This is a genomic window from Clostridium sp. J1101437_171009_A5 (assembly GCF_015547905.1).
In the GTDB taxonomy this organism is placed as follows: Bacteria; Bacillota; Clostridia; order Oscillospirales; family Oscillospiraceae; genus Pseudoflavonifractor_A; species Pseudoflavonifractor_A gallinarum.
The window spans coordinates 63,486-75,896 of sequence record NZ_JADMVY010000009.1 but is presented as its reverse complement, the minus strand read 5'-3'; the positions used below and the strand labels follow the sequence as shown (position 1 = coordinate 75,896).

Below are 12,411 nucleotides of genomic sequence, written 5' to 3'. Positions count from 1 at the left end.
AGGAGCGCCGGAAAGGTTCCGCCCAGACGGAGATTTTTTGGGAAAAAGATGGAGGACCTCCCTCACTCCTCGCCCACGATGCGCACGGCGGTGCCGTAGGAGGTGAGCTCCGCGGCACTCTGCATGAGGGAGGAGCTGGCATAGCGGATGTTGATGACGGCGTCGGCCTCCATCCGCTCGGCCTCGTCTACCATGCGCTTGGTGGCGATCTGGCGGGCCTCATTGAGCAGCTGGGTGTAGCTCTCGATCTCGCCGCCCACCAGGGTCTTCATCCCGGCCATAAAGTCCTTGCCGAAGTTTTTGGACTGGACGACCGAGCCCTTGACCAGGCCCAGGGCCTGGATCTTTTTGCCGGGGATGTAATCAATATTGAGAAGCAGCATCTTCTTCTCCTCCTTTGATTTGTTGGATGCGCTGGAACAGTGCCAGCAGTACGCCAATGATAAATACCATGGGGATGGCGGCCAGGATCACGATGAGCCACAGGGGAGGGGCCTCCTCCGGGCTGATGGTAAAGCCCCAGACGATCAGCGCCATGACCCCGGCCATCAGCAGGATAAAGACCAGAGCGGCGGCCACCGGACCCACGTAGCGGATGCGGGTGTCGTTTTTCCGGATGTTCATAAAACGGGTCCCCTCCTGTTCCATCTGCTCCATTTCGGCAAGCCAGGCCTCGGCGTCCAGGGTGGCAAGCTGGGCCTGGGCGTCGGCCAGACGCTGGCAGAGCGCACCCATGGTGGCGAGGTTGTGCTCCTCCCGCCGCAGCTGGATCACATGGCGGCGGAGCACGTCGTCCAGCGTCAGAGAGCCGTGCTGGAGCCGGCGGATCTCCTCCAGAGGAACATCCAGCTTGCGCAGGAGCTTGATCTTGCGCAGGACCTCTACCTCCTCCTCGCCGTAATCCCGGTAGCCGTTGTCGCTGTTGCGCTGGGGGGTGAGCAGTCCCTCCTTTTCATAGAAGCGGATGTTGCGCTTGGTGATGCCCACCCGCTCCTCCACTTCATTGATCTTCATGTCCGATCCCTCCTCTGATGAGCGTATGATACACCATACACCGGGTAGAAGGTCAAGTGTTTTTTCCTGGAAAGAAGCGCCCGGAGAACGGAAGCTTGTCTCCGGGCGGAAAGCCTGCTATAATGAGGCAAATCTCAGGATGGGGCGGACCGTGCGCCGATCTGCGCAGGCCAGGATACCCGTCGGAGGAGGGTTTTTGTGCATAAGCCAACCTTACATCGGGTGTATTCGCCTTCCCAGGGGGAGGATCGAGCCCTCTCCCGGATCGGCTGGGCGCTGCTGGCCTATCTGCTCACCGGCATTCTGGTCCAGGCCGGTGTGCTGCTGGCAGCCAGAGTGTGGCTGCCCTGGCTGGCCCGGGACCCGCTCTTTCAGTGGCTGCTGTCGGTATGCAGCTCCTATGGTGTGTCCTTCCCGGTGTTTGTCTGTGTGCTGGGACGGGGCGGGGATGACCCGGAGCGGCAGGGGGAGGTCCTCTCACCCGGAAGGCTGGGGGAGACCTACTGCATCGCGCTGGCGGTGCTCTATGGCGGGAGCGCGGTGGGGGCGATCCTCCGGGGACTGCTGGGCACCGTGACCGGATGGTGGGGGACGGACCCGGTGGAGAGCATCCTCTCCTATCCGCTTCCCCTGAGCCTGCTGCTGACCGGCGTTCTGGCGCCCATCTTTGAGGAGCTGATGTTTCGGGGGCTGATCCTGGAGCGGCTGCGCCGGTACGGAGACGGCTTTGCAGTGGCCGCGTCGGCGCTGCTCTTCGGCATGGTGCATGGGAATCTCTTTCAGATGCCCTATGCCTGTGCGGTGGGGGTCGTACTGGGTTGGGTGGCCGTGCACACCGGGCGCCTGTGGCAGTGTATCCTCCTCCACGCGGGGATCAACCTGCTCTCCAGCGGCGTATTTCCCCTGGCAGAGCGGCTGGGCATCGAGGCTCCGGTCTATGCAGGGACCTGGCTTTTGGTGGGCATCGGGGTATGGCGGCTGATTGCCCGGCGGGGCGAACTGGGGCAGCTGGTCCGGACCATGGGGAGCGCGGGGTGGGGAAGGCTGCTGCGCAGTCCCGGCATGCTGGCCTTCAGCGTCTGGACCGTCCTGTCCTGCCTCTTCTATCTGATTGCATAACGAAAGGTCTGGCCGCAATGCGGCCAGACCTTTGATTTTAGGCGTATGTTATTTTGCCTGCGCAGCCAGCTCGTGGTTGATATCGTCCTTGTGTACGATAAAGGTGCGCCACCAGAAGATGCAGAAGAAGAGGATGGCGGCCACGATGCCCACGGGGTAGGCAATGGAGGTGGACAGGTGCAGGCACTCGGGGGCCTGGAAGAAGTAAGTGATGGAGACCGCGGACATGAAGGTCGCGGGGATGGCGGCCATCAGGCTGGCGATGGGAGGATAGCCGTACTTGTGGATGAACACGCCGCCAGTCCACAGAACGATCATAGCCAGAGTCTGGTTGGACCAGGAGAAGTATCTCCAGATCATGGAGAAGTCCAGCTGGGACAGGATGGCGCCCACAGCCAGCAGGGGCACGGCCAGGAAGAGACGTGTGGTCATCTTGGACTGGTCAATCTTGAACCAGTCGGCGATGGTAAGACGGGCGGAACGGAACGCGGTATCGCCGGAGGTGATGGGGCAGGCGATGACGCCAATCATGGCGAGGACCGCGCCCACAGGGCCCAGCAGACCGTGGCAGATCTGGTAGACGATCTCGCCCTGGTTGTTGTTCACCGCGGCCAGAGCACCGGAGAGACCGGCAGCGCCGTTATAGAAGGAAACACCCGCAGCGGCCCAGATCAGGGCGATGATACCTTCGGCCACCATGGCGCCGTAGAACACGGTGCGGCCCTCCTTCTCGGAGGTGATGCACCGGGCCATCATGGGGGACTGGGTGGCGTGGAAGCCGGAGATGGCGCCGCAGGCCACGCTGACGAACATCATGGCCCAGATGGGCTTTCCGTTGGGGTCTTCGTTAGCGAAGTGATCCCACAGCTCGGGCATCTGGTAGCCGCCGAAGATGATGCCGCCGGCAACGCCCAGAGCCATGATGATCAGGCAGATGCCGAAGATGGGATAGAGCTTGCCGATGATCTTATCGATGGGCAGGAAGGTGGCGCACAGGTAGTAGAGCAGGATGACCACCAGCCAGAACTTGGCGTTGAGCACGGTGGGAGTCAGGCTGGCCAGCAGGCCGGCCGGGCCGGTGGAGAAGGTGGTGCCCACCAGAACCAGCAGGACCACAGAGAAGATGCGCATAATAAAGGTGATGACACGGCCCATGTACTTTCCGACTACCTCGGAGATGGAGGCGCCGTCCTCGCGCTCACTCATCATACCGGAGAGGAAGTCGTGGACGCCGCCGCCCAGGATGGTGCCGAACACGATCCACAGGTAGACCACGGGGCCCCAGCAGGCACCGGCCAGTGCGCCGTAGATGGGGCCGAGACCGGCGATGTTGAGCAGCTGGATCAGGAAGATCCGCCAAGTTTTCATAGGCATATAGTCCACGCCGTCCGGATGGACCACGGCCGGGGTCTGCCGGTCGTCGATGTGGAACACATGCTCCATCAGCTTGCTGTACGTGAAGAAGCCCACGATCAGCAGGACCAATGCGACCAAGAATGAGATCATGAAAATCCCTCCTTCAAAAGTTCCCGCAGGAGAGAAGCACACACATTCCGCTCCCCCCGCAGATCCGGATGGGCTGCCCTGTGCGGGCCCTGCCTCCGGAAGCGGTTCCCATTATAATCTTTGTGCATATTATTTCAAGAAGCGAAATAAACAGAAATATTCGGTTGATTTTTGTCAATTTTATAAGACGGACCAGTCCGAAAAAAAGCCCTGGAACTTAGGCTGGAAATGTGATGAAAAGTACGGTAGAATAAGAGAAAAGCCCGGCCTGTCTCCTTGTATAAATATTACAAGAAGATGGGTATCTGACCACTTAGAAGGCGGTAAAATGGGTTGATAGGCCGGTAAGAGATCCCGTAGAGGCCGGCCGTGAAATGGAACGAAGGAGGAATTCCCATGAACGTATTTATCAGCGCCGATATCGAGGGTACCTGCGGCATTACGGACTGGAGTGAGACCGAGCGCAGCACCCCCTATGACTATAACTATTTCCGCAAGCAGATGACCATGGAGGTCCGTGCGGCCTGCGAGGGAGCCGTGGCCGGAGGCGCAGACGAGATCTTTGTGCGGGACGCCCACGACTCGGCCCGCAACATCGATCCCTCCCAGCTGCCTGAGCGGGTGCGCATCATGCGGGGCTGGAGCGGGGATCTGCTGAGCATGATGAGCGGCCTGGACCGGGGCAGCTTTGACGCGGTGCTCTTTACGGGATACCACGCCTGGGCCGCCTGCGGCGGGAATCCCCTCTCCCACACCATGAACCTCCAGAACGAATTTGTGACCCTCAATGGCGTGCGCATGAGTGAGTTTCTGATGAACGCCTATACGGCGGGCTACTACGGCGTACCCGTGCCCTTCCTCTGCGGGGACAAGGCCCTGTGCGACTTCGCCCAGGAGCTCATTCCGGAGATCACCACCGTGGCGGTCAACGAGGGCATCGGCGGCGCAGTGGTGTCCATGCATCCAGACGCGGCGGTCCGGGCCATCCGGGAGGGCGTCAAAAAGGCGGTCAAGAACGCGAAAAAATGCCCCGTGCCCATGCCGGAGCATTTTGAGGCCAAGATCCGTTTCCGGGAGCACAAGCGTGCCTATTCCAAGCACTTCTATCCCGGTGCCTCCCTGGAGGATGAGAAGAACGTCTCCTTTGCCTCGGACGACTGGTATGAGATGCTCCGCTTCTTCCACTTCGTCCTGAGCGACTGATGGGGGCGGGAGAACTGCGTCTGGCCGTCCTCATCGACGCGGATAATGCCCCTCGCACGGCCATCAAGGACGTGATGGCCGAGGTGGCGGTCTACGGGACCCCCACCATCAAACGGATCTACGGGGACTGGACCTCCCCCAACATGTCCACCTGGAAGCCGCTGCTGCTGGAGAATGCCATCACCCCCATCCAGCAGTACGCCTATACCACCGGAAAGAACGCCACCGACTCGGCCATGATCATCGATGCCATGGACATCCTCTACTCCGGCCGGGTGGATGGATTTGTGCTGGTGTCCAGCGACAGCGATTTTACCCGTCTGGCCACCCGTCTGCGGGAGGCCGGGATGAAGGTCTACGGCATGGGGGAGCGAAAGACGCCCGGTCCCTTCATCGTGGCCTGCGATAAATTCGTCTACATCGAGGTCATCCGGGCGGCGGGCGACCGGGCCCGGGCCGCCGCGAAGGAGGCTGCCCGCCAGGCCGCCGAGGAGGAGAAGGCGGAGCAGGCCCGGCTGGAGCGGGAAAGGAAGGAGCGGGAGAAGGCCGAACAGGCCAGGGCCTCTGAGTCTGCCCGGACCGAGAGCGGCAAGAGCACCTCCAGACGGGGTAAGAAGAAGGCGGAACCCGCCAAGCCCGTGGAGCCGGAGCCGAAACCCGCGCCGGTCCCCGCTTCGGCGGAGGGGAGCGAGCCGGCCAACCGCATCCCGCCGGAAGTGGAGGCCCTGCTGGCCGACTCGGTGGAGGACATCGCCGACGAGGACGGATACGCCTTTATGGGGGATCTGGGTAATCTTCTGGTCAAGAAGCAGCCCGATTTTGACCCCCGTAACTTCGGTTTTTCCAAGCTGACCAAGCTGGTCAAGGCCATGGACCGCTTTGAAATCGACGTCCGCTCTACCAATCTGCCCCACGTCAAGCATATTTTTGTGCGGGACAAGGAGCCGAAATAGATCGGGAAGAAAGAAGACGGGCGCAGCTGTTTTTTCAGGAGAAATACGGCTGCGCCCGTTTTTTGTGCAAAAATTGACGGTTTTTAGGCTGGACAGGCAGAAGTGAGGTGTGGTATAATACTGCTACCAGTTAATATCTGTTCTTTTTTTGTAGGGAATAAACGGAATTATATTCCGGACAACGGAAAATAAACAGAGAATGGAGAGACATTATGGAAATCAAGAATATCTTTGTAGTAGGCGCTGGCTTTATGGGCAGCGGTATCGCCCAGACCGCTATCCAGAGCGGATACAACGTGACCATCCATGACCAGAGCGAGGGCGCTCTGGAGCGGGCCAAGACCAACATTGGCAAGAACATGGACCGCCTGGTGAGCAAGGGCCGTATGACCGAAGAGCAGAAGGCGGCCGCGCTGGCTCTGCTCACGACCTCTTCCAGCATCCACACGGCTGCCAATGCCGACCTGGTCATCGAGGCCATTTTTGAGGACCTCAACGCCAAGCGCGCCATCTTTGAGGAGCTGGACAAGATCTGCCCCAAGGATACCATCTTCGCTTCCAACACTTCCTCCATCTCTCTGACCAGCCTGGCTGCGGCCACCAGCCGTGCCGAGCAGGTGGTGGGCATGCACTTCTTCTCCCCCGTGCCTGTGATGCGTCTGCTGGAGGTGGTGCATGGCCTGCGCACCTCCCAGGAGGCCATTGACGCCGCCATGGAAGTGGGCAAGAAGATGGGCAAGACCATGATCCTGGCCAAGGACAAGCCCGGCTTCATCGTCAACCGCATGCTGCTGCCCATGCTCAACGAGGCCGTTGAGATCCTGGATGAGGACATCGGCACCGTGGCCGACACCGACGAGGGCATGAAGATGGGTTGTAACCACCCCATGGGTCCCCTGGAGCTGGCCGACATGGTGGGCCTGGACATCCTGCTGGAGGTTATGGAGACCTTCTACAACGACCTGGGCGACACCAAGTACCGTCCCGCTCACCTGCTGCGCAAGATGGTGGCCGCGGGCTACCTGGGCCAGAAGTCCGGCATGGGCTTCTACCAGTACGAGAACCGCAAGAAGGTGGGCGTCAACCCCATCTTTGACAAGTAAGAACATACCATAAGAAAAGCCGTCCCGGTCCAAATGGACCGGGACGGCTTTTTGCTTTTTACACGGAAAAGGGAGGAAGATCAGCAGGTAGCGCCGCCCTTGAGATGCTTCTGGGCGGCCAGATTCTCCTCCTTGCGGGAGAGAAGGTCGTCCTGGAGCAGCTGCTCCTGCACGTTCTCAAAGCCCAGACGGGCCACGGTGTCGGCGAAGCGCTCACCGGTAATGCCCTGCTCGCGGAAGAGGAGGATGGCCTTCTCGATGGTGGCGAGGACCTCCTCCCGGCTGGTAAAGACCTTCTCCAGGGCGAGACCCTGGGCCACCTTCTTGCCCCAGCGGCCGCCGATGTAGATCCGGTAGCCGTTGGTGGACTGATCCACCGCGTGGAAGGGGCACTTGCCCACGCAGCGGCCGCAGTGGTTGCAGATGTTCGGGTCGATGACCACCTTGCCGTCTACGACCTTGGCCACATGGATGGGACAGACCTGCTCCACCTGGCAGACCTTACAGCCGCGGCACTTGTCCAGCTCCACCTGGGGTACCCGCTGGCCCACCACGCCCAGATCGTTCAGGTCGGGCTTGACGCAGTTGTTGGGGCAGCCGCCCACGGCGATCTTGAACTTGTGGGGGAGCTTGATACCGTGGTAGCCCTCGTAGAACTTCTCGTGGATCTCCTGGGAGAGATCGAAGGTGTCGATGAGGCCGTACTGGCAGGTGGTACCCTTACAGGAGACCACCGGGCGCACCTGGGAGCCGGTTCCGCCGGTCTCCAGCCCGTGCTGGGCCAGGAATTCCCGCATGGGCTCGATGTTCTCGAAGGGCACGCCCTGGATCTCCAGGGTGAGGCGGGTGGTCATGGTGACCTCGCCGGAACCGAAGCGCTCGGCGGCCTCGGCGATGACCTTCTGCTCCTCGGCGGTGATCTTGCCATTGCGGGTGATGACGCGGCCGTTGAACTTGTCGGGGGTACGCTTATCGAAGAGGAAGCCCAGCGCCTTCACCGCGGTGATCTGCTCGGGGGTGACCGAGGCGGCCACGCCCGCGACCCGGACCTGATTGAAGGTGGTGCCGCCCTCCAGTACCCGGGTGTTGGTATAGCCGAAGTATTTCAGGCGGTTCTGGAGGAAATAGCCGCGCTTGCCCTTGGCGCAGACCAGGAGGAGCTTGGCGTCCTTGTCCAGGCCCTCCAGCGGGCCGTTGACGCTGGCCAGGTCGATGCGCACCGCGCCCTGGATGCTGGGCTGAAGGCCCACGTCCAGCACGGTGTAGTCCTTGGCCTCTCCCGCGGCGTACTGGGCGGGGGTAAAGCTCTCCAACGCGCCGGAGAGCTTGTTGAGCAGGATATACGCCGCCTGCACAAAGGGATGGATGGCGGTGGAGAAGGGCGGGGCATAGGCGTAGTCCAGATTGGAGAAGTCTTCCAGTTTGGCCCCCATGGAGAGACCAGTGACGGCGATGTCCACCATCTTGTCCACGGCGCCGGGGCCCAGGACCTGGATACCCAGGAGCTTGTGGGTGGGACGGTCGGCCAGGAGCTTGACGATGAAGGAACCGGCCCCGGGATAGTAGTGGGCCTTGTCATCCACCACGCACAGGGCGGTCTCCACGTCGTAGCCCGCCGCTTTGGCGGCCGCCTCGGTGAGACCGGTGCGTCCGGCGTTGAGACCGGGGAGCTTGACCACACCGGTGCCCAGCGCGCCGGGATAGCGGACCTCCGCCCCGCCCAACAGCTGGGCCAGGGTGCGGCCCTCGTAGTTGGCCGAGGAGCCCATGGCGGACCACTGGGGGGCGCCGGTCAGACGGTTTTTCACCAGGGCGCAGTCGCCGGCGGCATAGAGGTCGGGGAGGTTGGTACGCAGGTGCTCGTCCACCACCACGGTGCCCTTGAAGAGCTCGATGCCGCTGTCCGCCAGGAAGGCAGTGTTGGGCTTGATGCCGATGGAGAGGACCACCACATCGGCCGAGAGGGTCCCCATGCCGGTCTTGACGGCGTCCACCCGGCCGGAGCCCAGAATGGCCTCCAGGGGATTGCCGGTGAGGACCCGGATGCCCTTGCTCTGGAGGTGGCGCTTGACGTACTCAGCCATCTCGGGATCAAAGATATTGGGCATGATCTGGGAGGCCAGATCCACCACCGTGACGGTCAGGCCCTGGGCCTGGAGATTCTCCGCCGCCTCCAGTCCGATGAAGCCGCCGCCCACCACCACGGCCCGGCGGGCCTGGGTGGACTTCACATAGTCCCGCAGGCCGATGGCGTCGTCCGGGGTGCGCAGCTTGAACACACCCTCCAGGTCCATGCCGGGCAGGGGAGGAACGATGGGAGAGGCGCCGGTGGCCAGGATACAGGCGTCATAGGTGTAGTGCTCCTCTTCGCCGGTGGCGTGATTGCGGGCAGTCACCGTCTTGGCGGTGCTGTCCAGCTTTATCGCCTCCCGGCCGGTGAGGACCTCCACGCCGGTGAGACCGGCGAATTTGGCGGGGGTGTTGACGATCAGCTCCTCCCGGGTATCGATGAGACCGCCGACATAATAGGGCAGGCCGCATCCCGCATAGGAGATATCCTGATCCTTGGTGATAAGTGTGACCTGCATCCCGCGGTCCATGCGTTTGAGCTTGGCCGCGGCCTTGGTTCCGGCGGCGACACCGCCGATGATGAGCACCTTCATAATAAACCTCCTTCGCATCCCGACGGAAGACAGAGCTTGCTCTGCGGGCTCTTCCGGGGGATGGTTTGCACCTACCATTATAAGAGCAAACGACCCAAAGGGAAAGTACCAAATTCAAACAAGAACCGCGGACCGCGATACAATCGGTATCACGGCCCGCGGGGAGAAGGGCGATGGGATTTGATTAGAAAATACTTCCAGCTGCCGTCATGCCCTTGTCCAGGTCCTCCCGATAGTCGGGATCGCCCGGGTTGAGGCTGTTGATGACCACGCCGTCGCTGCCGTTGCGGGCGGTGGAGTGGATGTATTTGCCCTCGCCCAGATAGAGGGCCACATGGCCGGGGAAGAAGAGCAGGTCGCCGGGCCGGATGTCTGAACGGGGGATCTCATGGAGGGGAAAGCCCTCCTTGATGTGGGCGTCCCGGTAGATGGTCACGCCGTTGAGGAGATAGCTCATGGAGGTCAGACCCGAGCAGTCGATGCCCAGAGGGGTCTTTCCGCCCCAGCGGTAGTGGGTGCCCAGATAGGTCATCGCGGTCTCCACAAAGGCGGCGCGGAGGGCGTCCTCCTCCGCGAAGGCGGGAGCGGTGTGATAGGGGGCCAGGAAGCTGGTCTTGGTGAAGCCCTCCCGGCCGTCACACAGGGAGACTCGCTGCCAGCCCCGCTCGTCGGGGGTCCCTTTGACGGCCACCAGGGCGCCCCGGGTCAGGGTCTCCACACACCAGCCCTCCACCATGGGGGCGGAGAGTACGTCACAGACGCCCTTGCGGACGATCTGCTTGGGCAGGGCCTCCCACCGGGCCACGTTGTGCTCGCCGAAGAGCAGTCCCTCCGCGGGGGCATAGCCCTCATAGCGGTAGGGGGTGCGGATGCGGTACCAGCCCGCACAGGTGTCCTCCAGAATCTCCACGGTGGAGCCATAGAGGACCTCGTCGGCCAGCTCGCTCTGCATATGGGGACGGGACTTCAGGGGACAGATGGGGGAATTGACAAGTGCTTTCATAGGCACACCTCTCAGTGAAAAATATGGATTATCCGTAGATCTCGTAGATCTGCTTGGCCAGTTTTCCGATGAAGCGCTTCTGATCGGGCTGGCCGTCCAGAGCGGGGCCGTCCCAGGTGAAGATGCCCAGATAGAAGGGGTGGCTGAAGAGCTCGAAGATGCCGGCGTCGTGGTTCACGTGGTCCAGACCGCCGGTCTTGTGGGCCACCACCACCGGCTGGGGGATGTAGCGCAGGAAGGAGTCGTTGCACCGCTGGCGGCGGAGCATGTCCAGAGCCTTCTCCTGGAGGTCGTGGGTGAGGATGGTGCCCCGGTAGAGGGCCCAGTAGATACGCTCCTGGTCGACGGCCGAGGTGTAGTTGTTCTTCCCGGCGGCCACGGCATCCCAGTCCAGCATCTTGCGCTGGCAGACCGTGTGCTTGAGACCCAGGGTGTCCTTGAAGTAGGCATTCATTTCATCCCAGTTCAGGAGGTCCAGTACCAGGTTGGTGGCGGTGTTGTCGCTCTCCACGATCATCCAGTAGAGCAGCTCCCACAGGGAGTACTCGGGCAGGTCCAGCTCGAAAACCTCCGTGTCCGGGAGAATGGACTCCGCCGGAACGGGAACGGCCTGCTCCAGGGAGAGGCGCTTCTGCCGCACCTGCTCCAGAGCATAGAGCAGGATGGGGACCTTGATGGTGGAAGCGGACACCACCTGGGTGTCAGGGTCAAAGGAGTGGTAGTGCTTGCCGTTGATGAGGTCGGTCATGAGGAGGGAGACCTTGCCGGGAAAGGCGTCGATCTGTTCCCGGAGCCAGGCGTCCAGTTCGGTCTTTTTCATAGAAAGCGCTCCTTTCAGTTCAGCAGAGTTCCAGCGCGGGGGAATCGGCGTCCATGGAGAGGACGGCCCCCAGCGGAAGGGCCATGGAGGGGAGGGAGTGCCCGCAGGGCAGGTTGGCGATGACAGGCACCCCGGCGGGGAGGATGAGCTCCTCAAAGAGCTGGTGGAGGGTGAGGGTGCGCTCCGGATCCTCCGGGGTGCAGTCGGTCCAGTCCCCCAGGAGGACCCCGGCGCAGTCCCGGAACTTTCCCGCGTTGCGCAGCTGGGTGAGCATGCCGTCGATGCGGTAGATATGCTCTCCGATGTCCTCCAGGAAGAGAATTTTATTCCGGGTGTCGATCTCCCAGGGGGTACCCAGGGAGGCGGCCAGCAGGGAGAGGTTGCCTCCGCAGAGCACACCCGTGGCCCGTCCGCCGGAGAGGGGCTCCAGCGGGTGGTCCGGGTGGATGGGGAGGGGACCGGCGAGGGTTCCGAAGAGGGCGCGGCGCAGATAGTCCATGGAGTAGTCGTCCACCGGCTGATAGTACTCGGTGGCGGGCATGATGGTGTGGTAGGTCACCAGGCCGCAGTCCTGATTGAGGGCAGTGTGGAGGGCGGTGACGTCGCTGTATCCGGAGAAATACTTGGGGTGGGCGCGGATGGTCTCCCAGTCCAGCAGAGGGAGGAGCCGGTGGGCGCCGTAGCCGCCCCGGATGCAGAGGATGCCGTGGATGGAATCATCCGCAAAGGCGGCGTTCAGGTCGGCAGAGCGCTGGCGGTCGCTGGCAGCCAGATAGCCGTGGCGGTTTTCCTCCTGACAGGAGGGGAACACGACGGGGGAGAGACCCAGGTCCCGGACGGCCTGCACAGCCAGCGGGAGCCGCTGGGCCGGAACGGCGGAGGAGGCCCCCACCAGGGCCACCCGGGCGCCGGGGAAGAGCGGTCTTGGGGTAATCATGGTAACACCACCAGAAACAAAAATGTGTGGACAAAAAGGCGGGAGAGCACCGGGAATGGTCCTCTCCCGCCTCTCTATTATCGGCAGTCA

General features: G+C 62.2%; 11 protein-coding genes. 4 read left to right on the top strand and 7 right to left on the bottom strand.

Annotated elements, in window-relative coordinates:
* Window positions 1-62 precede the first annotated feature (62 nt).
* Together I2C21_RS12445 and I2C21_RS12440 are read right to left on the bottom strand one after the other, a co-directional pair.
* Window positions 63-383: a YbjQ family protein gene (locus I2C21_RS12445; RefSeq protein WP_101691186.1), complete on the bottom strand. Its 321-nt coding sequence runs from the start codon at window positions 381-383 to the stop codon at window positions 63-65.
* Window positions 364-1,014, bottom strand: a complete 651-nt coding sequence (locus I2C21_RS12440; RefSeq protein ID WP_101691187.1) for a MerR family transcriptional regulator — start codon at window positions 1,012-1,014, stop codon at window positions 364-366. Before I2C21_RS12440 ends, I2C21_RS12445 begins: the two co-directional genes overlap by 20 nt.
* Window positions 1,015-1,212: 198 nt before the next feature.
* Here I2C21_RS12440 and I2C21_RS17820 point away from each other — a divergent pair, with 198 nt between their 5' ends.
* A complete protein-coding gene (locus I2C21_RS17820; RefSeq protein WP_195279415.1) occupies window positions 1,213-2,133 on the top strand; it encodes a CPBP family intramembrane glutamic endopeptidase in 921 nt (306 codons plus the stop codon).
* A 48-nt stretch (window positions 2,134-2,181) separates the two neighbouring features.
* Here the strand turns inward: I2C21_RS17820 and I2C21_RS12430 are convergent, their stop codons facing one another.
* Complete coding sequence (locus tag I2C21_RS12430) at window positions 2,182-3,639, bottom strand: carbon starvation CstA family protein (RefSeq protein WP_101691189.1); 1,458 nt, start codon at window positions 3,637-3,639, stop codon at window positions 2,182-2,184.
* Between the two features lie 396 nt (window positions 3,640-4,035).
* Between I2C21_RS12430 and I2C21_RS12425 the strand changes: the two genes are divergently transcribed.
* From I2C21_RS12425 to I2C21_RS12415, 3 genes are all read left to right on the top strand, one after another.
* Window positions 4,036-4,842 (top strand): M55 family metallopeptidase, encoded by an 807-nt coding sequence (locus tag I2C21_RS12425; protein WP_101691190.1) that lies wholly within the window; start codon window positions 4,036-4,038, stop codon window positions 4,840-4,842.
* Complete coding sequence (locus tag I2C21_RS12420; protein WP_195279414.1) at window positions 4,842-5,795, top strand: NYN domain-containing protein; 954 nt, start codon at window positions 4,842-4,844, stop codon at window positions 5,793-5,795. The genes I2C21_RS12425 and I2C21_RS12420 overlap by 1 nt, the downstream gene beginning before the upstream one ends.
* 212 nt (window positions 5,796-6,007) lie before the next feature.
* The gene (locus I2C21_RS12415; RefSeq protein WP_193537098.1) at window positions 6,008-6,898 is read left to right on the top strand and encodes a 3-hydroxyacyl-CoA dehydrogenase family protein; all 891 of its coding nucleotides are present in this window, start codon (window positions 6,008-6,010) and stop codon (window positions 6,896-6,898) included.
* 80 nt (window positions 6,899-6,978) lie between these two features.
* On the opposite strand, the gene I2C21_RS12410 is transcribed toward I2C21_RS12415, so the two are convergent.
* From I2C21_RS12410 to I2C21_RS12395, 4 genes are all read right to left on the bottom strand, one after another.
* Complete coding sequence (locus tag I2C21_RS12410; protein WP_195279413.1) at window positions 6,979-9,561, bottom strand: FAD-dependent oxidoreductase; 2,583 nt, start codon at window positions 9,559-9,561, stop codon at window positions 6,979-6,981.
* A 184-nt stretch (window positions 9,562-9,745) separates the two neighbouring features.
* The gene (locus tag I2C21_RS12405; RefSeq protein ID WP_101691194.1) at window positions 9,746-10,564 is read right to left on the bottom strand and encodes a C40 family peptidase; all 819 of its coding nucleotides are present in this window, start codon (window positions 10,562-10,564) and stop codon (window positions 9,746-9,748) included.
* A 28-nt stretch (window positions 10,565-10,592) separates the two neighbouring features.
* Window positions 10,593-11,384, bottom strand: coding sequence for a serine hydrolase (locus I2C21_RS12400; protein WP_195279412.1), 792 nt, complete (start codon window positions 11,382-11,384; stop codon window positions 10,593-10,595).
* Between the two features lie 19 nt (window positions 11,385-11,403).
* Window positions 11,404-12,321 (bottom strand): S66 peptidase family protein, encoded by a 918-nt coding sequence (locus I2C21_RS12395; RefSeq protein WP_195279411.1) that lies wholly within the window; start codon window positions 12,319-12,321, stop codon window positions 11,404-11,406.
* Between the last annotated feature and the right edge of the window lie 90 nt (window positions 12,322-12,411).